This window comes from Vibrio sp. RE88, from assembly GCF_013113835.1.
Taxonomy (GTDB): Bacteria; Pseudomonadota; Gammaproteobacteria; order Enterobacterales; family Vibrionaceae; genus Vibrio.
This window is the reverse complement of sequence record NZ_VTYQ01000005.1, coordinates 227616-250723: the sequence shown is the minus strand read 5'-3', so window position 1 is coordinate 250723 and position 23108 is coordinate 227616. Positions and strand designations below refer to the sequence as shown.

General features: G+C 46.0%; 25 protein-coding genes. 3 read left to right on the top strand and 22 right to left on the bottom strand.

What is annotated here, in order from left to right; all coding sequences use genetic code 11:
• Positions 1–32 precede the first annotated feature (32 nt).
• The 3 genes from F0265_RS13705 to F0265_RS13695 all read right to left on the bottom strand — a co-directional run bounded on the left by F0265_RS13705 (position 33) and on the right by F0265_RS13695 (position 2822).
• Positions 33–392 carry a hypothetical protein gene (locus tag F0265_RS13705; RefSeq protein ID WP_171749299.1) on the bottom strand — a complete coding sequence of 120 codons (360 nt, stop codon included), beginning with the start codon at positions 390–392 and terminating at the stop codon, positions 33–35.
• On the bottom strand, positions 385–1614 hold the full coding sequence (locus tag F0265_RS13700) for a serine protease (protein WP_171749298.1): 1230 nt from the start codon (positions 1612–1614) through the stop codon (positions 385–387). The genes F0265_RS13705 and F0265_RS13700 overlap by 8 nt, the downstream gene beginning before the upstream one ends.
• Positions 1615–1784: 170 nt before the next feature.
• Entirely contained in the window at positions 1785–2822 is a 1038-nt protein-coding gene (locus F0265_RS13695; RefSeq protein WP_171749297.1) for a potassium channel family protein, read from the bottom strand.
• Between the two features lie 290 nt (positions 2823–3112).
• On the opposite strand from F0265_RS13695, the gene F0265_RS13690 reads away from it, so the two are divergent.
• Together F0265_RS13690 and F0265_RS13685 are read left to right on the top strand one after the other, a co-directional pair.
• Complete coding sequence (locus tag F0265_RS13690) at positions 3113–3268, top strand: DUF5993 family protein (protein ID WP_045984937.1); 156 nt, start codon at positions 3113–3115, stop codon at positions 3266–3268.
• Positions 3269–3280: 12 nt separating this feature from the next.
• Entirely contained in the window at positions 3281–3820 is a 540-nt protein-coding gene (locus F0265_RS13685; protein ID WP_171749296.1) for a disulfide bond formation protein B, read from the top strand.
• 68 nt (positions 3821–3888) lie between these two features.
• Here the strand turns inward: F0265_RS13685 and nadA are convergent, their stop codons facing one another.
• From nadA to F0265_RS13595, 18 genes are all read right to left on the bottom strand, one after another.
• The gene (gene nadA, locus F0265_RS13680) at positions 3889–4950 is read right to left on the bottom strand and encodes a quinolinate synthase NadA (RefSeq protein ID WP_171749295.1); all 1062 of its coding nucleotides are present in this window, start codon (positions 4948–4950) and stop codon (positions 3889–3891) included.
• A 156-nt stretch (positions 4951–5106) separates the two neighbouring features.
• Complete coding sequence (gene ybgF, locus F0265_RS13675) at positions 5107–5883, bottom strand: tol-pal system protein YbgF (protein WP_171749294.1); 777 nt, start codon at positions 5881–5883, stop codon at positions 5107–5109.
• 15 nt (positions 5884–5898) lie between these two features.
• Positions 5899–6438, bottom strand: coding sequence for a peptidoglycan-associated lipoprotein Pal (pal, locus tag F0265_RS13670; RefSeq protein WP_006962841.1), 540 nt, complete (start codon positions 6436–6438; stop codon positions 5899–5901).
• 37 nt (positions 6439–6475) lie between these two features.
• Positions 6476–7828, bottom strand: a complete 1353-nt coding sequence (tolB, locus tag F0265_RS13665; protein ID WP_171749293.1) for a Tol-Pal system beta propeller repeat protein TolB — start codon at positions 7826–7828, stop codon at positions 6476–6478.
• 10 nt (positions 7829–7838) lie between these two features.
• Positions 7839–8912, bottom strand: coding sequence for a cell envelope integrity protein TolA (gene tolA / locus F0265_RS13660; protein WP_171749292.1), 1074 nt, complete (start codon positions 8910–8912; stop codon positions 7839–7841).
• Positions 8913–8925: 13 nt separating this feature from the next.
• Positions 8926–9369, bottom strand: coding sequence for an ExbD/TolR family protein (locus F0265_RS13655; protein ID WP_006962844.1), 444 nt, complete (start codon positions 9367–9369; stop codon positions 8926–8928).
• Between the two features lie 5 nt (positions 9370–9374).
• Entirely contained in the window at positions 9375–10073 is a 699-nt protein-coding gene (tolQ, locus tag F0265_RS13650; protein ID WP_019275754.1) for a protein TolQ, read from the bottom strand.
• Entirely contained in the window at positions 10063–10482 is a 420-nt protein-coding gene (ybgC, locus tag F0265_RS13645; protein WP_006962846.1) for a tol-pal system-associated acyl-CoA thioesterase, read from the bottom strand. The genes tolQ and ybgC overlap by 11 nt, the downstream gene beginning before the upstream one ends.
• Before the next feature lie 165 nt (positions 10483–10647).
• On the bottom strand, positions 10648–10950 hold the full coding sequence (gene ybgE, locus F0265_RS13640) for a cyd operon protein YbgE (protein WP_019275755.1): 303 nt from the start codon (positions 10948–10950) through the stop codon (positions 10648–10650).
• Positions 10943–11050 carry a cytochrome bd-I oxidase subunit CydX gene (cydX, locus tag F0265_RS13635; protein WP_000270284.1) on the bottom strand — a complete coding sequence of 36 codons (108 nt, stop codon included), beginning with the start codon at positions 11048–11050 and terminating at the stop codon, positions 10943–10945. Before cydX ends, ybgE begins: the two co-directional genes overlap by 8 nt.
• 12 nt (positions 11051–11062) lie before the next feature.
• Positions 11063–12199: a cytochrome d ubiquinol oxidase subunit II gene (cydB, locus tag F0265_RS13630; RefSeq protein WP_038156013.1), complete on the bottom strand. Its 1137-nt coding sequence runs from the start codon at positions 12197–12199 to the stop codon at positions 11063–11065.
• Between the two features lie 15 nt (positions 12200–12214).
• Positions 12215–13801 carry a cytochrome ubiquinol oxidase subunit I gene (cydA, locus tag F0265_RS13625; RefSeq protein ID WP_019275757.1) on the bottom strand — a complete coding sequence of 529 codons (1587 nt, stop codon included), beginning with the start codon at positions 13799–13801 and terminating at the stop codon, positions 12215–12217.
• A gap of 459 nt (positions 13802–14260) precedes the next feature.
• Positions 14261–15265, bottom strand: a complete 1005-nt coding sequence (ruvB, locus tag F0265_RS13620; RefSeq protein ID WP_006962850.1) for a Holliday junction branch migration DNA helicase RuvB — start codon at positions 15263–15265, stop codon at positions 14261–14263.
• A gap of 20 nt (positions 15266–15285) precedes the next feature.
• A complete protein-coding gene (gene ruvA, locus F0265_RS13615) occupies positions 15286–15903 on the bottom strand; it encodes a Holliday junction branch migration protein RuvA (RefSeq protein WP_029236098.1) in 618 nt (205 codons plus the stop codon).
• A 78-nt stretch (positions 15904–15981) separates the two neighbouring features.
• Positions 15982–17433: a methyl-accepting chemotaxis protein gene (locus F0265_RS13610; RefSeq protein WP_171749291.1), complete on the bottom strand. Its 1452-nt coding sequence runs from the start codon at positions 17431–17433 to the stop codon at positions 15982–15984.
• A gap of 123 nt (positions 17434–17556) precedes the next feature.
• Positions 17557–18078 (bottom strand): crossover junction endodeoxyribonuclease RuvC, encoded by a 522-nt coding sequence (gene ruvC / locus F0265_RS13605; RefSeq protein ID WP_006962853.1) that lies wholly within the window; start codon positions 18076–18078, stop codon positions 17557–17559.
• Positions 18079–18146: 68 nt separating this feature from the next.
• Entirely contained in the window at positions 18147–19886 is a 1740-nt protein-coding gene (locus F0265_RS13600; RefSeq protein WP_171749290.1) for an alpha-galactosidase, read from the bottom strand.
• A gap of 379 nt (positions 19887–20265) precedes the next feature.
• On the bottom strand, positions 20266–21237 hold the full coding sequence (locus F0265_RS13595; protein ID WP_171749289.1) for a porin: 972 nt from the start codon (positions 21235–21237) through the stop codon (positions 20266–20268).
• 352 nt (positions 21238–21589) lie between these two features.
• On the opposite strand from F0265_RS13595, the gene F0265_RS13590 reads away from it, so the two are divergent.
• Positions 21590–22330: a transporter substrate-binding domain-containing protein gene (locus tag F0265_RS13590; protein ID WP_171749288.1), complete on the top strand. Its 741-nt coding sequence runs from the start codon at positions 21590–21592 to the stop codon at positions 22328–22330.
• A 28-nt stretch (positions 22331–22358) separates the two neighbouring features.
• Here F0265_RS13590 and F0265_RS13585 read toward each other — a convergent pair whose 3' ends face one another.
• Positions 22359–23024, bottom strand: coding sequence for an SDR family NAD(P)-dependent oxidoreductase (locus tag F0265_RS13585; protein ID WP_171749287.1), 666 nt, complete (start codon positions 23022–23024; stop codon positions 22359–22361).
• Between the last annotated feature and the right edge of the window lie 84 nt (positions 23025–23108).

Genomic DNA, 23108 nt, shown 5'->3' with positions numbered 1-23108 from the left:
AAAGCCGGCTTTATAGCCGGCTTTTTACTTACTCACTTTCGAATAGCCTCACCCTTCGGGTTACTGACCGTAATACGCTTATCCTTTATTGACTCCAATAAAGGTAGCTCAAACTCTTCATAAGCAGGCATTCGTTTACAAAGGTCTTTCTTGATTCGAACTATCGATACCCCGGCTTTCTCTGCGTCCTCACTATCAACACGAATTACAAAGTCTTCATTCGAGCTGCATCCTGTGGACACTGCCTTAAAAGATATTCGCCCTTCGCTAACCTTATGGTTTTCAAGAGGCACTACAAGATTAGTTTGATTCACGTTACTAGACGTTGAGTTACACGCAGCCAGACTTAGCCCTGAAAGAACCAACATTAGGTTAGCACACCACTTAAACATTTTTTCTCTCTTTCATTCTGCTCACAAAGCCCAATAGAGCTAATAGCATTAGGCCGTAAGACGTTGAACCACCGCTTCCACCACTATCATTTGCAACAGTGTTTCCATAGCTATATACGATATGCATATCCAATTCGCCAGCCACACTATGGTCGGTAGCGACCTTCATCGTGGCACGGTTTGATGACGCGTAAACGGTAGAAGCATCTACTTTAATGTCTATAGAACAAGAATCACCTTGGTTTAGAGTTGACGAGCAATTATTTGAAACTAAAGTGACGCCTGACGGAGTGGTAATGTTCGTCACATCAAAGGATTCTGCTCCGTAGTTTCGGATTGGTAGACTATAGGAGTATTCGCCACTTTTAGAGCTCAGTAAAATGTCTTGGGTGTAGCTGACGTTTGCAGTTTTCTTGTTGATCCAGCCATTGGTATCAAAATATCCAACGTTTGAATAAACACCATAAGCGTTAGCTTGAGCGCAACCATCCCCCCAACTTACGACACCCACTTGTTTATAGGTACCGCCGTCATTGACAACTAATGGCCCACCACTATCCCCCTGGCAAGAGTCTTTTCCACCGGCTTGATAACCCGCACAAATAGCATCTGTTCCTACAGTAGCGTAATTGCCACCTAAGTTTTGGCAAGTGCCTCTATCAACATAAGGTAGATCAACCTGATACAGTTCTGTTGGGTACACTTTACCTGTAGTACTTTGGTTACCCCATCCCATGACAGTCAAGCTTTGGCCTACAGACAAATTGTTCACTTCTGTTTCAGTTGCAAGTGCTACTTGAGTCGCCGTAACATCGTTTACCAACTCTAGAATAGCGATATCATTCACTGCAGTTGATGCGTTGTAATCTTGATGTATGTAATGAGCACGTACTGCTACACGCTGACCTTCTGTCGCTTCATTGTTTAGATCATGAATACCAATCGAAACATCAATTTCACTCGCCGCTTTATCGTCCACACAGTGTGCCGCAGTTAATACATACTTCCCGCCAATAAAACTGCCGCCACAAAACTGGCCGCTATACGCATTGCTTGATGTGTTTTTAATAAGAGCTGTCATAAATGGCCAGTCTGACTTTCCAGCCACTGAACCATTGATAATCCTAGTATTAATCTCATTCAGAGAGGTCATTGACTCTTGAGCACTAGAAGCCATAGGCATCATCATACTCACAGCAAAAGCCACTAACGTTTTTTGCATATATTTCTTCCTTTATTATTGATAGTGCAAATACTCAGCAACACAATAATCATTAATTTTATAAAATCAACAGATAAAGTAAGAAATATACGCAAGCATAAAGGGACGTCTTGATCTTGGGAAAATCAACTCTTAAAGAATTGAGAAAATATAACTAAAAGAACAATTAGCTAGATCCGCATACCTTCCCAATCAATCAGCTCTATCCTCTCATCAGCTATATAAAACAACTTAGTTCCAGCAGGAATAACCGTTTCTAAATCCGGGTTGAGTTCGATCCCTTTTCCGGTATCAATCGCGATAAGTGTCGCTTGGTAAGCGCGTTTAATGTAAACAAAGATAGACTGAACATCTGTCGCAGACGCGCTTTCAGGGTAGGTGGTTGAGTACTGAGTCATCCCTCTAGTGGAAGCGAGCAGCTCCTGATGAAGAGCACTAGAGCCAGGGTCCACCGCAGCTTTGGCAAGCATTTCGGCTCCAACAGCAGGAATACACTCGGCATTCGGGCAATGTTGATTGAGCAGTTGGCTTAACGCTTCATCCCTAAAGTACGCCAATAAGTGGGCATCAGGATTCACATTGGCGGAATACAAAGCCGCGGATAACGTAACATCGTCTTCCAAGTTATCGACCACGATGCAACTGGCCTGTGTGATCGCGGCCTTTTCCATCTCCTGCTCGTCGGTGTAGCTTGTCACCTTTACAAAGCCGATCTCTCCGGGTAAAGGGTTTTCGATGTCAGAGCGACTGCACAAAACGATAGGCCGCTTCCCTTCTTCTTCATGCTGCAGCATACGAATTAAATGCATGGTACGCTGACCGTTCCAACCTAAAAGCAGAATATGATTTTCCACACCAACTCTCCGTTTTCCTAATATTCCTGCGCGCCAATAATCGACTGATGCTGAAGCTAACCTGCCGACTAGAGCGGCAAACAAGGTTAATCCGCCAGGTATGACGAATAAAATCACCACCCACTTCCCTGCTGCCGTTGTCGGGGACAGATCGCCGTACCCAACTGTTGATGCCGTGACCATGAGGTAATAGACAAAAGTGGAGATATCTTCAGTCAGCGCCGCTTCACCACTAACTACCAACATCCCCCAAGACAAAGCCACATACGCCAGCAGCAAAATGATCAGATTGCGATTACTCAACTGGAACAATCGTGACTTCAACCATTTTTTGAAAACAAACCAAACCGACATATTTCCTGTTACTCGACTGATTACTATCAATATTCTGACAAGACTAACTCACTTAGGACCGATGAGCCAATTCCCTGTCTTAAACTGTTGCTCCTCTGTCACTTCTATATGGTTACAGCAAGCAAAATAGGCGTAAGACTATTCGAAAGAGTAACTTACCCATCGAAACTCGCTTTCTGCAATCTTAGGTTTTGCGTTTATCTATCGAATCTCACATCGGCTGGGTCTATGTTAGGGGTAGACGAGTACTAAACTCGCTTTAATCAAGATAAGAAAGTAAGGGTTTTCACATGATGTCTTTCATCTTTTTAGTGCTTTTTGCTGCGATGCTTTTTGCATTCTGCGGCAAAAAGTCACTTGGCTACATTCTGTTTGCCACATCGGTAGTGCTTGGTTTGTATTGGTTTAACCACCATGCTAACGACGCTCTTTCAATTTTGTTGTAAGGAGAGAGCACGATGAACCGAAATCAAATCAATATACTTAATACGCTCGGCCTTTTTGGCATGACATTAGTCTTACTAATTGGCTTTGTCCTCCAATTCTCGCTCAACGAGCTGCCATGCCCCCTTTGCCTACTTCAGCGCATTGGTTTTGTCATGGTGATGTTTGGCTTTCTACTCAACGTAAAATACGGTCCACAACAACGACATTATGGTGTCGTGTTGATAGGGGCACTGTTTGGGGCAGCGACCGCACTGCGCCAAGTCTCATTGCACGTTATCCCTGGTACTCCAGGGTATGGCAGCGCTATCTTTGGTATGCATTACTACACTTGGGCGTTCGTCTTGTTCTCAGCAACTGTTTTGGCTGTCGCGATACTGCTTATGCTGTGGAACGAGGCTTGGAATACGGAACCTTTCGAAATGAGTAAGATCGGTCGTTGGGTGTGTCTGCTTGCGATATCGGTAGTCGCTCTCAATATGCTATCGACGTTTGTTGAGTGCGGGCCATACCAATGTCCAGATAACCCAGTGAGCTACTGGTTGTTTAACTGAGCCATGAATAATTAGAGACAAAAAAGCCAGCTTAATTAAGCTGGCTTTTGGGATCTTAACGTACGGGTTTACGCGTTACCTTTAACCTGCATGTTCAGCTGCTCTGCAAAATCAAGCATACGATTTAGCGGAATAAGTGATTTCACACGTAATGCATCATCAACGAAAATTTCGTGTTGCTCTCCACCATCACGCAGCGCTTCTTCGATTGCTTTCAGGCCGTTCATTGCCATCCAAGGACAATGTGCACAGCTACGACAAGTGGCACCTGCACCAGCAGTAGGTGCTTCAATCAGTTCTTTTTCAGGCACCAGTTGCTGCATCTTGAAGAAGATACCTTTATCAGTCGCAACGATCATCTTTTGCTGAGGTAGCTCTTTAGCAGCTTTGATCAGTTGGCTGGTTGAGCCGACTGCATCCGCCAACTCGACTACACTCGCTGGCGATTCAGGGTGTACCAAAATAGCCGCTTCAGGGTAGAGACCTTTCATCTTACGTAACGCGTCAGCCGAGAACTCATCGTGTACGACACATTCGCCTTGCCACAACAGCATATCAGCACCGGTTTGATTGGCGATGTAAGAACCTAAATGACGGTCAGGCCCCCAGATAATAGGTTTGTCTTCAGCGTCTAAATGCTCAACGATCTCCAAGGCAATACTTGACGTCACCACCCAGTCAGCACGAGCTTTCACCGCGGCTGAGGTATTCGCATAAACCACGACAGTGTGATCAGGGTGCGCATCACAGAATTCTGTGAATTTGTCCGCTGGGCAACCTAAGTCTAATGAACACTCCGCCTCTAGCGTTGGCATCAAGATGCGTTTTTCAGGTGTCAGAATTTTTGCAGATTCGCCCATAAAACGAACGCCACCAATGATCAATGTACTCGCAGGGTGGCGGTTACCAAACTTGGCCATCTCTAGCGAATCACCAACAAATCCACCGGTCTCTTCAGCAAGCGCTTGAATTTCAGGGTCTGTGTAGTAGTGGGCGATCAGTACCGCGTCTTTCTCTTTAAGCAGCTCTTTAATGTTTTTAATGTGCGCTTGCTTTTGGTCATCGGTCAGCGGTGTTGGTTTTGGGGGGAATGGGTAAACAGTTTCGATTGTATCTAAAATGTGGCTCATTGCTCTTGCTCTACGCAACTTCCAGTAATCCGGGTATTGTAACCTTAACCCAGATCAAGATGCCAGTTTCCGCAAGAATTACTTGTTGAGTAAATAGTGAATGGGTGTCTGTGCAGCGGGCACTAAAAAGGAGCGACACTGCGCTCCTTTGTTTATCTACTTGATACGTTCTGCCGCAAGTTTTGCAGAGGCACTATCTGGGTACTCATCAAGTACCTGTTGATAGTACTTTTTCGCTTGCGCTGCATTGTTGTTACGCTGCGAAAGGTCACCAAGTTTCACCAGAGCATCTGCGCGCTTATTCGAGTCTTTATAAGACACAACCGAGGCAAAGCTCTTAACTGCTTCTTTATCCTGCTTCTTAGCAAAATAAAGCTGCCCTAGCCAGTAATGGGCGTTTGGCGCAAACGTTGAATCAGGGAAGTCTTTCTGAAATTGCTGGAAGGCAGCAATAGCACCCGTGTAATCACGTTTCTTAAGGATAAGATCAACGGCATTCTGATACGCAGTCTGCTCATCCACATTGGTGCTGAATTTACCAACAGGCTTAGCTTGATCATCTTTAGCTGCAGTATCGACTGCTGGTGCGCTGTTGATCTGGCCGCGAAGCTTATCAAGCTCGATAAACAATTCGCGCTGACGCTGCAGCATCTGCTGCATGTCGTAATTATTCTTTTCTAGCTGACCGCGAAGGTCACTAATTTCCAACGCCATTTCATCAAGCTGTTGTTGCATTTGCAGCTGAACGCGATTGCGGTTTTCCAACAAGCGTTCTAGACGTTGAACTTCGGTTTCATTTGCCGGTACGGCAGAAGACGATGGTGCTGAATTGCTACCACCAAGATCAGATACTGGAGCTGGTGCAGCGAACGCATTGTTCGCTGCACTTGCCAGTAACGTAAGCGTAACTACGCGCTTAAGGTTACTGAACATAAGGTCTTTCCTTGATTAGTATACTAGAACCGCACGACGGTTCTTAGCGTACACATCTTCAGACTGACCTAGTAGAAGAGGCTTCTCTTCACCGTAGCTCACGATTGAGATTTGGTCTGCTTGAACACCTAGTGCTTGTAGGTACTTAGCAACTGCCGTTGCACGACGCTCGCCTAGTGCGATGTTGTACTCAGGAGTACCACGCTCATCAGCGTGACCTTCGATAGTCACTTTTAGTGCAGGGTTTTTGCTTAGGTAAGCCGCGTGTGCAGCTAGCATTTCTTCGTAGTCACCAGCGATGGTTGCGTTGTCAAACGCGAAGTAGATTGTTTGAGACTCACGAAGTGCCTGCTCTTTAAGCTCTTGCTCAGAAAGTTGGCCGTTCTCACCGATTGGTGAAACTACAGTTGTATCAACACCGTTAGCAGAGCCAGACGTTGATTGGTTAGTTTCAGAACCAGAAGCGTTAGCTGCATCATCGCTTGAACTACATGCTGTAACAGCTAGAACTGGTAGCGCAATCAATAGCCCTTTAAGAACTTTGTTTAGTTGCATTGTTATATTTTCCTTACTTTTTGATACTTATTACTTGCTACAAAAACGGTGACCATGCAGGTGCACGAACACGACCGTTTGTTGCCGGTAATCGAGCTTTAAAGCGTCCATCTATTGAAACCATTGAAAGTACATTGGTTTTATTGAAGATAGAGCTATAAATAACCATACCGCCGTTTGGCGCGATACTCGGTGATTCATCCAGCAATGTTTTTGTCAGAACCTGAACGGCGCCCGTTTCAAGATCCTGTTTCGCCAAATTGAAGCCCGAGTTACTACGATTGACCATTACCAGGAATCGTCCATCAGGTGTAATCTGCCCACCTAGGTTCTGGCGACCCTGCCAGGTAAGGCGGTTGGTTGAACCACTTGCCAAATCTACTTGATAAATTTGAGGTTTACCACCCCGATCCGAGGTAAAGATCAGTGATTTGCCATCAGGATGCCAGAATGGTTCTGTATTATTTGATCTACCACGTGTTATTTGCGTCAACTTGCGGGTTTTCAAATCCAATGTATAAACTTGCAGGCTGCCTGTTTTCGACAACACGAGAGCGAGTTTATTACCATCAGGAGAGAATCGTGGCGCACCATTGTGACGAGGGTATGACGTTACTTTTTCACGCTCACCCGTGTAGATGTTCATGATGAAGATTTCTGCCTGGCCATTTTGGAAACTCACATAAGCCAGTTTCTTGCCATCTGGTGACCAAGCTGGAGACATAAGTGGCTGCTTAGAACGTAGAACCAATCGCTCGTTATAACCATCATAGTCAGCAACACGTAGTTGATACGGATAGCTGTCTTTATCGTTAACCACAACGTAAGCGATTCGAGTCAGGAACGCACCACGCTCACCAGTTAACTCTTTATATACCAAGTCTGAAATTCGGTGAGCATATTCACGCATACGCTCCCCCGGCACTGTTGCACGCTTGTTGAAAAGCACGTGATCTTTAGACAACACGAGTTGGCCATCAGTACTTAACGCTTTACTTTGCCCTTGAGTTAATTGACCACGAACCACGTCCACTAACTGGTAGTTGATTACATAGTTACCTTCCGCATTTTGCGAAATGGTGCCCGTTAGTAGCGCGTCAACACCTAACCCCGTCCAAGCATCAAAATTAATTTCACTCTCACTGTATGGCGTTTGTGGCATCTTGCTGGTCGCAACTGGGCTGAATTTACCGCTGCGTTGCAAGTCAGAAGCAATAATGGCGGAAACATCATGAGGTAATTTAGTTGAACCTTCCCACTTAAATGGGACGATAGCGATCGGACGTGCAGAGTCAATGCCGTCTGTAATCACAAGTTCCAGCGCCGCATTGGCTACCTGAAACGCGCTCATCACTGTGAGCAAACATCCTAATATTAGTCGCTTTAACACAAGCTTTTCCTTATGACTTAGGTTCTACGGTTAAATTGATATTCTTTAACTGATTGATGACGTCTTGTTCTTTAGGTAATGGGAAACTTCCTACCTGCGCAACCGCTCGTCGCGTCGCCGAACACAGTCGATTGTCACCATCAAGCACGCTTAGATTACCGACAATGGCGCCAGCACCTGTAGGAATCAGGCGCAGATTAACTCGGCATGACTTTCCCCTGAAACTGTCCTCCAGTAACAGGTTCTGCTGTATCAATTGGGTATAAATAGCGCCGTATCGTTCAGCTTCACTACTCACGTGTTGCTGTCTTGCCGAGCTATTTTGCTCTGCTTCAGTTTCCAGACCAGAGAAGATGTTATCTAAAGCGGCTTCTTGCTCTTTACGTTCACGTTCCAAGCGCTCTAAACGCTCTTTCTCTTTACGCGCTTTCTCAGCAGCTTCTTTAGCGGCTTTCTCTTTCGCTATACGTTCTTTTTCAGCTTTTTCAGCCGCTTCACGTTGACGACGTGCTTTTTCTTCCGCTTCTTTTGCCGCTTTCTCACGCGCAACGCGCTCTTTCTCTGCTTTAGCGATAGCGGCTTCTTTCGCTAAACGTTCTTGTTCCGCTTTTTTGATCGCCTCTTCTTTCGCTTTACGCTCAGCTTCCAATTTAGCCGCACGTTCGCGCTCTTTCTTAACTCGCTCTTCAGCGGCTTGGCGCTCTTTTTCTTTCTGCTGCCTGGCTTTCTCAGCTTCACGTGCTGCTTTCGCTTCTCGTGCTTGCTGTTCTTTCAGCTTACGAATGCGCTCTTCTTCCGCTTTGCGGTTTTTCTCAAGCTGCTCACTTTCGCGGCGCAACTTATCTAAACGGTCTTGTTCTTTCTTTGCTGCTTCTTCGCGTTGACTACGAATTTGCTGAGCTTGCTGGCGCACCAAGTTTGGGTCAATAACAACCGCCTGAACCATCTGACCAGAAGGCTCTGGCTTTGACATGGTAAAGTCTGTTCCCCAAATAAGCGCCACAGCCAACAGTGCATGCAAAGCCGCAGATATCGCTATCGGCTTGGTGTAATCACTCTTTTTCTTTGGTTTGGTCTCTTTCATAACCTGAGAGCGCTTATTCCTTTATGTCCGTAAGAAGACCCACTTTAGGGATCCCGGCACGGCTTAATTCGTCCAGAACCAGTACCACTTCAGCATAAGGAGTCGCCGCATCACCACCAACAGCGACAGGTGACTCTGGCTTCAAGGACAGTTCTGCTTTCACACGTACAATCACGTCCTGCAGCGAGATACCACGCATGACTTCTTCATCGTTCACACTCAGGCCTAAATTGCCTTCGCGATCAATTTCTACAATGATGAAGCTTGAGTCGCTATCTCCGGCGAGCTCTGATGCAGGTTTCGCTGTTGCTGTTTTTGGCAACTCAACATCAACACCCTGTGTTACGAAAGGCGACGTCACCATGAAGATAATTAACAGCACAAGCATAACGTCGATGTACGGAACAACGTTAATCTCTGCCGTCATCTTACGTTTTTTAGGTTGATAGCCTGCCATATCCATTAATCCCTGTTGGCAGAATCACGTCCAGCCATCGCTTGGCGGTGCAGGATGCTGTGGAATTCTTCAGAGAAAGTGGCGTAGTTGTGTTCCAACTTACCCACTTTATTGCTTAATCGGTTGTAAGCCATCACAGCTGGAATCGCTGCAAATAGACCCATCGCAGTTGCAACCAATGCTTCAGCGATACCCGGCGCAACCATGGCTAAAGTAGCCTGCTTAACTTCACCAAGTGCGATAAAGGCATGCATGATACCCCAAACTGTACCAAATAGACCGATGTAAGGGCTGATTGAGCCAACCGTTGCCAAAAATGGTAGGTTGGTTTCAAGCTCATCGACTTCACGGGCAACAGCAACACGCATTGCGCGGCCAGTACCTTCCATAATGAAGTCAGGTGAATCGGCGTTGGATTTTCTTAGGCGAGCAAACTCAGTGAAACCGGAGTAGAAGATCTCTTCCGTTCCTGCCAGTTCGTCTTTGCGCTTTTTAGCGTTTTGATAAAGGACGGAAAGATCAGTGCCTGACCAGAACTTATCTTCGAATGTTTCAGCTCCTTTCGCAGCTTGGGATAGCACTTTACTGCGCTTAATGATCATTGCCCAAGAAACAATCGACATACCTAACAAGGTCAACATCACCATTTTTACGAGCAGGCTTGCTTGCAAAAACAGGTCAAGCATTGAAATATCAGCGGTCACTGTGAGTAAACTCCATAACTATTGATTGAGGGATCGCTTTTGGCCTCATTTTTTCATTATCGATGCATGCTACCTTAACCATTGCTTTACACAATGTTTTGCCGGCAGGATTTACGATCTCCTGACAGAAAATAAGGCTTGCTTTCTTCGCTTCTGCAACCGATGTCTTAACCGTTAGACGGTCTTCGAGACGAGCGCCTTGCAGAAAATCGATGTCCATGTGTCGGACTACGAAACCGATGTTTTGTTCCAAAAGAGTCGATTGTGAAACACCAATACTGGACAGATATTCAGAACGGCCACGCTCAAAATACTTAACGTAATTGGCGTGAAATACCAGCCCACCGACGTCAGTATCTTCATAATAAACCGTTACAGGCAGCTCAAATACAGCAGGTTCGCTTTGCACATCAATCCCTTTCTAACAATTGAGGTGCTTTACTATAACGCAACTCATTGCCGTTTATGCAAGGGTTAATGGAGGTTTTCAAAGATTGAAACAAAAAAATAGCGCCAGCTATCAAATAGTGGCGCTATTGTGACTAATTAGTGGATAATTTTCAGTCAGTTCAATTTACAAAACACGTATTAGAGTTAAATAAATTAGAATCGTTAAGGAAAAATAAGGACTGAATAATACTTGCCAATACCAGTTTTTTGGTTTGAAGCTCAAGCCAAAGATCATGCTGGAACAAATTGCCCAAATCATCAGCGGTGAGATCAGTGCATTGAAACCGCCTATTGAAGCTGAATACTGCTCCGGATCCCACATCACCATAGCAACATGATAAAAACCAAGAATCAGCGATAAGGCTCTAAACAGAGCCTTATCCATTGGCGCATGCAGCTTAGCTACCTGCTCAGCGAGATTACTCACTGTCTTTATCCATCATTTCTGAGTGCTCTAGCCAAAGAGCATTGATGATACCGAATGCGCAAGCAAGTAGTACACCTAGAATCCATGCGAAATACCACATAGTAATAGCTCCTTAGTAAAGTGAGTTTTTGTTGTCTTCAATGAACTTGCTGTCCAGACGACCGAACATCTTGTAGTAAGTCCAAATTGTATACGCCAAGATAACAGGCACCATGATAAAGGCTACACCTGTCATTAGGTTGAGCGTCAATTCAGATGACGTTGCATCCCACATGGTCAGGCTGTGGTTAGGCATCAAATCAGAAGGCATGATGAATGGGAACATCGCCAGACCCGCTGTGAAAATAATACCTGCATTACCTAGACTTGAAGCAAAGAATGCGATACCACCACGCTCAAGACGTGAAGCCAGTACAGTAACAAGAGACATCACTACACCCAGCGCCGGAGCAATCCACATCAACGGGTACTGCTCGAAGTTGTTCATCCAAGCACCCGCTTCACGAACTACTTCTTTAGCAAGTGGGTTAGACGCGCCATTATGGTCAATAGCGCTGGTAATCACGTAGCCTTCAATGCTTTGAACCCAGAAACCAGCAGCAACGAAAGTCGCAACCGTTAGTAGACCCATGATTTGTGCAACACTGCGTGAGCGAGCGTGAACTTCGTCTGTGGTCTTCATCTGTAGCCAAGTAGCGCCCTGCATTAAGATCATGAACAAGCTAACTAAGCCACATAACAATGCGAATGGGTTTAACAGACCAAAGAATGAACCGTGATACGTTGGCATCAAAAATTCAGTCAACTGGAATGGTACACCTTGTAGTAGATTACCAAACGCCACACCAAAGATAATTGGTGGAACGAAGCCACTGATAGAAATACAAATATCCCACGTTTGACGCCACTTAGTATCTTCAATCTTTGAGCGATAAGAGAGGCCCAACGGTCTTAGCCACAAAGCAGCCAACGTTAGAATCATCGCCAGATAGAATCCAGAGAACGACGTTGCGTAAACTAAAGGCCATGCAGCAAATAGAGCACCACCCGCTGTCACCAACCAAACTTGGTTGCCTTCCCAGTGAGGTGCGATCGAGTTGATCATCACACGACGTTCAGTATCATTTTTTCCGATTACAGGTACTAGCGCGCCAACACCCATATCGAAGCCATCAGTCACTGCGAAACCTACCAGGAGAACACCGATCAGAACCCACCAGATAAGTCGCAAGATTTCGTATTCAAACATATGTTTCTCCTTGCTTTACGCGTCTACTTGACGACTAACTTTGTCTTCAACAGAGTCAGCGTTTTGCTCAAAGTGGTAACGACCTGTCTTCAGGCTGCTAGGACCTTTGCGAGCAAATTTCAGCATCAAGTACACTTCTGCAATCAGGAAGACGGTGTATAGCGCCAAGATTGCAAACAGTGACGTCCAGATTTCTCCAGCGGTGAGTGCAGATGCCGCCACATGTACAGGTAGAATTTCACCCACAGCCCATGGCTGACGACCGAATTCAGCAACAAACCAACCTGCTTCGATAGCAATCCAAGGCAGTGGAATACTCAACAACGCGGCTTTTAGTACCCATGGTTTTTGCTCGATCTTCTGGCGACAAGTCTGGATGAATGCGGCACCGAATACGAATAGCATGATAAAGCCACACGCAACCATGATTCGGAACGACCAGAATAGTGGCCAAACTGTTGGGATAGAATCATCCGCCGCCGCTTGGATTTGATCTTCAGTCGCATCAACTACGTTTTCTGTGTAACGCTTCAGAAGAAGGCCGTAACCTAGGTCGCCTTTCACTTCATCAAAGGCAGCCATGTTTTCTTCTGACTTATCGCCTGCACGAAGCTTTTCAAGCAGTTCATAGGCGTACATACCAGTGCGAATACGGTCAACGTGTTCATCACGAAGGTCACGTAAACCTGTTACTTGCTCATCCAAAGAACGAGTCGCGATGATACCCATGACGTAAGGAATCTTTATCGCATAATCAGTATGCATGGTTTCCTGATTTGGCAGGCCAAACAGAGTGAAAGCGGCTGGCGCTGGTTCGGTGTGCCATTCAGCTTCTACTGCCGCCAGTTTTACTTTCTGTACTTCACCTAGTTCATAACCAGATTCGTCACCAAGTACGATTACAGACAGGATTGCTGCCATACCAAATGAGGCAGCGATGGCGAATGAACGACGTGCGAAAGCGATGTCACGACCTTTTAGTAGGTAGTAAGAACTGATGCCAAGAATAAACATCGCGCCTGTCGTATAGCCAGAAGCTACTGTGTGTACGAATTTCACCTGAGCAACTGGGTTAAGTACTACCTCAGCAAAGCTCACCATTTCCATTCGCATGGTTTCAAAGTTGAATTCTGCGCCAACTGGGTTTTGCATCCAGCCGTTTGCCACCAAGATCCACAGCGCCGAGAAGTTAGAACCTAAAGCGACTAACCAGGTTACGACTAAATGCTGTCGTTTGGTCAGTCGGTCCCAGCCGAAGAAGAAAAGACCAACAAAAGTGGACTCGAGGAAGAAGGCAACCAGTGCTTCGATGGCCAGCGGTGCCCCGAAGATATCCCCGACATAATGAGAATAGTAAGACCAGTTAGTACCAAACTGGAATTCCATGGTCAGGCCGGTGGCAACACCAAGTACGAAGTTAATACCGAAAAGCTTACCCCAGAACTTTGTCATGTCCTTGTAGATTTGCTTGTCCGTCATTACGTACAGAGATTCCATGATGGCGAGAAGGAAAGCCATACCCAGAGTCAATGGTACGAAGAGGAAGTGATACATCGCAGTGAGCGCAAACTGCAACCGCGACAGATCGACTACATCAATCATGTTTACTCCTATGTGTCGGCTGAAGACACTTTCTACATTCATGCAGCATAAGTAGGCGTTGTGCCGACTTAAACAATGTTGCTAAAGAACAGTATGTTGTTGCAAAAATGTACCGTAACGGTTAGTTAATTGTTAAGCATCAGCTAATATAGCTGGCGCTAATGCTACTCCTAAAAACTGTCTGTTTCAAAAGGTTTATCTTTAGACTTCGCTTTGATTTGTATCAAATTTTGTGCGGCATTTTTGTCTAAAAATCCATCACATTGATCTACATCAACAGTTTATACGAGGTTTTGTTAATTTGCGGTTATTTGGGAGGGAGACCAAGGTATTTATGCAAAACAAGCGCTTAACAACTCATGCATTTTAGTTACCTAATTAGTAGTAGCGAGATTTCATTATTGTGATCAAGGTCACCTATAGTAAAAGACCAGCTCATAATGAGCTGGCCCTGAAAACTTATTTTTCAATTCCGAAATGAAGGTATGCCCTATCGGTAGCAATCCGCCCTCTTGGCGTCCGCTGTAGATAGCCTTGCTGTATCAGATACGGCTCCAAGACATCTTCAATAGTGTCCTTCTCTTCACCAATGGCGGCCGCCATGTTATCCAGCCCAACTGGTCCACCACCGAACTTCTCCATAATGGCCAGCAGTAACTTGCGGTCCATATAATCGAAGCCTTGCGCGTCGACATCCAACATGTTGAGAGCTTTGTCTGCAATGTCTGCACATATATGGCCATTGCCTTTCACTTCAGCGTAATCTCGTACACGGCGTAATAAGCGGTTGGCGATTCGTGGCGTACCACGAGCACGTCTTGCCACTTCAAGCGCGCCTTCGCTTTCCATCGACAAGCCCAAGCAGTCGGCGCTACGCTGGACAATATGCTGGAGATCAGGAATTTTGTAATATTCGAGGCGCTGCGTGATACCAAAACGATCACGAAGTGGTGAGGTCAACGAACCAGCGCGTGTGGTCGCGCCGATTAAGGTAAACGGCGGTAAATCAATCTTGATGGAACGTGCGGCAGGACCTTCACCGATCATAATATCAAGCTGGTAGTCTTCCATCGCAGGATACAACACCTCTTCAACCATCGGGCTCAAACGGTGGATTTCATCGATGAACAACACATCGTTTTCTTCGAGGTTAGTCAGAAGTGCGGCCAAATCACCCGCTTTTTCCAGAACAGGGCCAGATGTAGTACGAATATTTACGCCCATTTCATTAGCCACAATATTCGCCAATGTGGTTTTACCCAAGCCGGGAGGACCAAATATCAGCAGATGATCCAACGCTTCTTCGCGTAAGTTCGCGGCCTTGATGAAAATCTCCATCTGATCACGAACGTGATCTTGTCCTTGGTAATCCGCCAGTTTTTTCGGACGAATCGCCCTATCAATAACGTCTTCTTCTTTATAAACCGCATTTTCCGGCGCGATTAGACGATCCGCTTCTATCATTAACAGTTCCTAGTCGTCACTTAAACCATGGACTTCAGTGCTTCGCGGATCAGTTCTTCGCTGCTCATATCCGCGGTTTTGACCTGAGACACTACTTTAGAAGCTTGTGTCGGTTTATAGCCAAGTGCAAGTAATGCGCTGATTGCTTCTTCCTCGGCGTTAGCTTGATCAACTTGAGGTGCTGAATCGACTGGCGCAGCGTCCGTATGCGGTGTGAACAAATCACCCGCTCCCCAGCCTTTAAGACGGTCTTTCATCTCTACGACGAGACGTTCCGCGGTTTTCTTACCAACACCCGGCAATTTAACCAATGTCGAAATGTCTTCACGTTCAACACATGAAACAAATTGGCTGGCGGTCATACCTGACAATATACCTAAGCCCAGTTTCGGACCAACACCATTGGCTTTAATCACCTCACGGAATAGAGCACGTTCTTTAACGGTATTAAAGCCATACAGTAGCTGAGCATCTTCGCGAACAACGAAATGCGTGTAGATGATTGCTTCCTCACCAATATTCGGCAATTCGTAAAAACAGCTCATCGGCATCTGAACTTCATAGCCAATACCGTTTACTTCAATCAACAATTCAGGGGGTTGCTTTTCAAGCAGAATGCCACGCAAACGTCCAATCACACTCAATACTCTTTGGAAATGAATTTGCGACAGGATAATAAAGAACTGGATAGACATCCAGTTCTTTATACTGTGTATCTAGATTTTTGAGACCACCAGATCAAGTTGAGATGTGAGAGTGCGTACTGTCTCGACCTGTCCGTTTAACTGAGCACCATTTTGTGCAACAAGTTCTGAAATGGTCTTGGTTTGAACCACGCCATTGGCCACTTCGCTGCTCGCCTCATCCAATTCTTTGAGTGCGGACATTTGGCTGGTCATGATGTTGGCTAAGCCGTTTACGTCCTTCGAGATGGCCGTCACTTGTTCAATGACTTCTTTCATTCGAGTCGCACTGGCATGAACCACCTCTTGGCCATGACGCACTTCCTGTTCGCTGCGGTCGAGCAAATTACGGATCTCCACTGCAGACTCACTGCTCTGAGCCGATAGTTCACGTACCTGATCCGCTACCACTGCAAACCCTCTACCTTGTTCACCTGCGCGTGCCGCTTCAATCGCCGCATTCAGTGCCAGTAAATTGGTTTGCTCCGCGACAGACGTGATTAAATCAGCGACTTTCATGATTTGCTCATGGCTGTTGATGATCTGGCTTATCGCACTGGTAGAAGCTTCAAGCAGCTCTGAGCTTTTCTCTGCCTGCTGATGAACGGCGTCACTTCGCCCGCGCAACTCTGTGACAAAGTGGCTGGAATCTTCAAGCCCCTCGGTCATCTGGTGGACTTGCTGGCTCATCTGCTCAGCTGCACTTGCCTGAGACTCACTATTGATGTTGAGCTGACTGACCTGACTGTCGAGGGCTTCCGACTGAGATTCCAAAACCTGCGAAACTTCTTTCAATTGATGAGAATTCTGATTTGCCTGATCTAGCACACTCGATAAATGGCGTTCACCTTGGGTGGCTTTGTCGGCTACCGCTTCACTTTTCTGTTTGGCGTACTCCGCCAGTTCAATCGCCTGATCACGCTGTTTCGCCGTAAATGCTTGAGCAATGCATATCACCACCAGCGGGAGAATCGTTCCTGACCATATTTCAATGCGCAATGCCGACTCAGACAGAACCAATTGAGGAAAGCTAAAATCAGAGAGATGAAGATGGGTCATGGCTGCTGACAACGAAATGACAATCGCACTCCAACAGATCGCCATGAAGCGGGTTCCCGAGAGGAAAAATGCAACAACCAGTAAAGGCACCCAATAGGTTTGAGTCGACTCGACGACGCCACCACTTTGATAAATGATGTTGAGCGCATGGACCGTCATGCCGACAAACCCAAGATTGAGCGCAAAACCGGGATGTTTAAACCACTTCAAACACGCTGCAGAAAACAGCTCTAACACAATAAGAAACACAGAAGTCAGCACCAAGCTGTCATGGCTGTGCTTACTCCATTTAATAAAGCTGTAAAGGCCGACGAGGAACGCAATAAAAGTGAATAGAGACAGGATATCAGCCTGTCGCTGTTGTGATTTTGTCCAATTGTGTTGGCTCGGCATGCACGCACGACGCCAGAGAGTGGCTGGGTTCATTGTCAATCATCCTTGATTGAAAGTTGTAAGACCTCCGACCACTATATATTTGCAACATTTCCATAACAAATTGCATTGTTAGATCTGTTTAGGACATCTCAATTTTGACATCGATATCAACAATCAGCGGTAACGACCTCGTCGTGCACTGGTTGCTTTGCCAGCTAACGCAACTAAGGTTTTATTGGTATTCGCATGACAGATAGCAACGCCTAGGGCATCGGCCGCGTCCGCTTGAGGCTTGGCGGGTAACTTGAGCATTGACTGCACCATGTGCTGAACCTGTTCTTTATCCGCGCCACCAGTTCCAACAACCGCTTGTTTGATTAAGCGAGCCGCGTACTCATAGACAGGGAGATCGGCGTTGACGGCGGCAACAATCGCACTGCCACGAGCTTGACCAAGCTTTAAGGCAGAATCCGCATTGCGCGCCATGAACACTTGCTCAATAGCGAACACGTCCGGTTGGAACTGGGTAATAATTTCTGTCACTCCGGCGTAAATTTGCTTCAGGCGCCCGGGCAGCTCTTTTTCTGATGTTCGAATACAACCACTGCCCAAATAGTGAAGGTGACGTCCGGTCTGGCGGATCACGCCGTATCCAGTAATGCGGGAACCTGGGTCAATGCCCAAGATGATTGACATAGTGCTTCTAAAACCTATTCGTTTAGCCAGCGCGTATCTTAGCTTACCCCATGATCTTTAGCGAGGTTTCAGCGCGCGGTCACAATCGCTCTGCTTGATAATCCAGCATCCAAAGTGACTTCGATCACCGCAGTACGCTCATGGCTGAGTTTCTCGCCGCTCCAGTAATCATACCAATACACTGGAAAGTCAGAGGTTAAGGTCACTTCTCGAGCAGGTTGCTGGAAATTAAACAGACAGTGCAGATCATTCTGATCCGTCATTTTCAAATACGCATGGTGCAAACTCAACGAAGTAAATCGAGCCGCATTCTGGCTGTGTTTCTGGCGGATAAACAGACGCGAGAGCGTTCGCTGAGCAAAGGATGTCAGTTCGGGCAACGGATCGCCAGACAACAACAAGCCACCGCAGGCTAGCAGCGTATCCCGATGAAACTCGTAATAACGACGCTCTGTGGCCTGATTTGGCAAAGAGACAAACGTGGCGCAGTCTGGGTCAACCTGCCACAGCTTTCTATGCTGCCAGCTACGATAAAACGTTTCTTTTGCGATTTGTTCAAAGCGCCGTTCATCGCGCTCGACATCATCAGACACTCGCATGGCGTCGACAACCCCAAGTGACGGCCACATTGGTGCGTTACAGCCAAGAATTAACGCATCACCAGCCCCTTCGGCAATGGCTTCCATACCCAGTCGATACGCTTCAACACCCGTGATGCCGCTCTGTTCTCGTCGCCCTTTTAGCGTTCCCCAGTAGTTCGCATCAAGCTTGAACAGCTCTATCCCCCACTCTTCACGCATCGTTTTAACCACTTGGGTAAGATGCTCCTGCACATCTGGGTGTGACGTATCCAAGATATACCAAGGAGTACACCGCCAACCAGCATAAGTCACGTCTTCAGCTTTCAGTAATGAGCCATCTTCATGAGTCACAAACCAATCTTGATGTTGCTTGAAAAGCTCCGATTCTGGCTGAGCAATAAAGGGGGCTAGCCAAATCGCGGGCTTCTTGCCCTGAAGTTTGATTTCTTTGATCAGCGCTTTTACGCCGGAAGGGAATTTGTCAGAAGGCGTGAGCCAGTCTCCCATAAAGGCTTGATAGCCGTCATCCAACAGCACATATTCGAGCGATTCCAACTCACCCTTCATATGATTCATGTTATCGAGGACATGGCTTTGCGTAACGTCGGCATAGTAAGCGTACCAAGAGCACCAACCAATAGGCGCCGCCTTCTTCACGCCAGCTCTTGGCGGATGATGACGCGAAATCAATTGTGCATACTCAGAAAAGAGTGTTGATAATGACTCTCCCTGAAGTACCACGACAGACTCCAACTGATTAGATGCCCAATCCAGTGGGTAGGTATCTTCGCCATCAATGCATATCTTCAACCAGTTGTGATTCTCTAACTCAACCACTTCAAAATAGCCGGCAAAACGATGGCAAGAGGTAAAACCAAATAAGGTGTAACCTAAAGAGTCTTCAACCACCAGATAATTGTAATAACGCTTTGATCCTGTTGAAGAATAGATACGATAACTTGAAGAGTTGTCTGGGCAGCGTCCAATGTCCACAGGGTTGTCGACAGTGCCAGTCGTCTGGGCGAGCATCTGGAAGCCGTCACCTAGCAGCGTCGCAGTATGTTCGAATTCAAACTCAGTGATCGCCAGAACATAGCGCCCACTGATGCGATCGTTATTCAAGCCTTGATAACTAAACGCTATTTCATTTTGATGGAGCTCGGCTTGCAAATTGATGTCTCTGACCCGCAGAGTACGACCATTTTCCAGCCTGACTGAAAACGACATAAATCAACTCCCCAGATCAATATAATTTGCTGTACCCTTAATTAAATTAGAGCACTAGGTTTTTTTATTGTCCAATCACTAACTTAGGTAATATTGGTCTAGGTCACGAATTGTTTACCTCCCAATTGGAAGGTAATGAAAAATCGCGTTTAGCTGCGTGCTTGCATAAAGCAGTATTAGCGCCCATTCAGAGGTAGATCTTCTGAGAGTAGTAATGCACAAATTTCTATAAAGAGGTGGGTATGAAGCGTGTCTGGAAACGAAAAAGCCCTCCAACTCCGGAGGGCGAAAAGGCAGTGGATTATTGCGATAAGCGTCCTGCTTATAAAAAGCCCACCTTCGTGGGCTTTAAGAGATATGAATAAACCCAGTCGTTAAATTAGAATGCGTAAGCAAGTTTAACGAATGACTCGATGTCGCCTTCTTCAGCGCCAACACCTGTCGTAGAGTTGAAGCCTTCATCAGAGATGTGATAAGCAACATCAACTAGTGCTGTTACGTTGTCAGTAAATGCGTAAGAACCACCAAAGTTCACTGCTTCACGAGTGTCTTCAATCGTTACGTAACCTGCTGCTAGGTATAGTGCATCAATGGTGTAACCAGCAGATGTGTTATACATCTTAACTTTCTTACCACTTGCAAATTCTTCTTCAGCAAAAGTAGCACCGATGCCAACTGAACCAAGCTTCACAGAACCATTCACTAGGTATAGCTTATCTGTATCGCCTTGATCTTCATCGTTGTCTTCGTAACCAAAGTTAACCATGAAAGTGTCATTTTCGTAGCCTAGGTAACCGTTGTAACCCGCTTGGCTATCACTACCTTCGTAGTTACGGTCACCATAGTAAGAGATACCGTATTTAATGCCTTCTTTATCGCCTTCAAATTTAACTACCTGACGTGCGTCAGATGCGTCATTTGGTGACCATAGGAACTCGATCGTTTGGTCCGCTGCACCGTCAACCGCGTCTAGAGCTGTGTCGTTAGCGTAACCAGCAGAAACAACGCCAGCACCAGTTTTGTAACCAACCCAAGTGTCAGTAATGTTGAACGTTGAATCTGATGTGCCGTAGTCGTTTTCTACGTCAAACTCACCGCCAAATTTACCAACGATGTTACCGTTTTCGTAATCAGCGAAGATATCAAAACCCGTTACACCACCGTTGTAAAACTCTTCGTCTTTTTGATTTTCGAAGTTGTTTACTTTCTCGTTTTCTTTACGGTCTGTTTGGTAGTAACCACCGACTGCGACTTCACCAGATACTGTGAATTGGTCGCCTGAAAGTGCGTCTGCTGCTACGGCTGAACCTGCAACAAGAGATAGGGCTGCTGCTAATGCTGTCTTTTTCATTTTCTATGTTCCTATAGATTTTTATTTATGAGCGTCAAATACCATCTGCTCGCTCTGGCTATAGAAACTATTGGTGCCAATCATTATTAACAAATAAATCAATAAAAAATAAACGTAGTCACCTAATTAAGATTAAAGCAAAAGATCAAGCATCCTTAATCACTAGTGATAAGCAACTCAATACAAAGAGAAAATTTCAATCCGAACGTAAAGCCCTAACGCCACACTCGAATACGCGTAAGAAAATACTCGTGGCGAAATGAGCACAAAATTAACTCCGATGATAAAAATATTTTTAGCTTTCCCAACCTCAACTAAACTTAATTACTAAGAGGTTTGATGGAACAGACTGGTGTACAGATACCAAATTGGAAAATTGATTTTCCTTACTCTCAGCCTATGGAGTGGCCCAGGATGGGCTGCACCATTGCGGCTCGCGCAAGACTTGTGGCCTCCTTACGTTATGAATTCCGCATTGGGCAGCGGAATCGCCCATGATTTGGTGACGGAAGCGTTAGTCTCTGCAGGTTTTGAAATAGAATATTCTGTCAAACCTTGGTCTAGGGTGCTTAAAGAAACCATTAACGGCAAAAACGACGTCATCATTGCTATCTGGAAAACGGAACAACGTAGCAAAGATTACTTGTTCACAGAGCAATACATGTACAACCAGATGGCCTTTATTTCTCGCACCGACACCAACTTTGAATACGCTTCAATGAGCAGTTTGAAAGGCATGCGCGTTGCGTTGATCAATGACTACGCCTATGGCGCTGGCTTACGCGATTACAAGGAAATGATTCCAGCCGACTCGATTGACTTACCCAATAGCATCCGCTTGGTGCTCACTGATCGGGCAGATGTTCTCGTCACAGACGAAGCGGTGGGAAGATGGACGGTGAAAGAGATGCGGATCAAAAAGGAAAGGCTTCATTTTAGCGAAGCCTATCTTGACTCAACCCCATTGCACGCCGCAGTGAGGAAAGATCACCCTCAAGCGGAGCAAATCGTTGCTGCTCTCAACCTGTATTTCAAACATCACGCTGAGCAGAAACTTCATGACCTGAGAATAAAGTACGGCTTGATTGACTAGTACTTTAAATTTAGGGGATGAGAGACATTTAAGCCCGATTGATTGTAATGTCAGAAACGAAGCCATTACCGAGGCTAGACAACGACGAATGAATCATCTCAGCAACATCCGCTGCTGCCATAAATCCGGTTGTGTTCAAATCCTTGCCGCTTGACGGCCAGAATTCAGTATCCATACCACCCGGGTATACCGCAATCAACTTGATTGGTTTGCCTTTCAGTTCTAGGCGCACCGATTCCAACAAACCTCGAACCGCCCACTTGACCGCACAATAAGTCGATTCCTGAGCTTTTGGTTGTTGAGCTGCTGTCGACATCACCATAACCACATTGACCGGTTTATCTTGATATCGCTTGACCGCTTCTTGCAGCACATTAATTGCTGATTTCAGGTTATTGTCAATTAACGCTTGAATAGCATCAGGCTCTTGCTGCTCAAACAAACCAAAGTAACCGGAGCCCGCACAGTGAATCAAAGTAGTTGGCTGGTCCTGAAAACCATCAAACAAATCAGAGACCGAGTCGTGATTAGCCAAATCACATGTTTGGTAACTTGATTGGCCCGATAACTGCGCGTCGACTGCTGCAAGCTTCTCTCGACTGCGACCAGTTAACAAAACCGTTTGCCCATCCGCATCAAGTCGTTTTGCTAACGCCGCGCCCAATCCGCTGCTGGCACCTGTAATTACAATCATAATATTCCTTTCATGTTGGACCTAACCATGCTGAACCTAACAAAGCGTGCGAATGTCGCTCAAGAGGTCTGCCAAGATTTAATC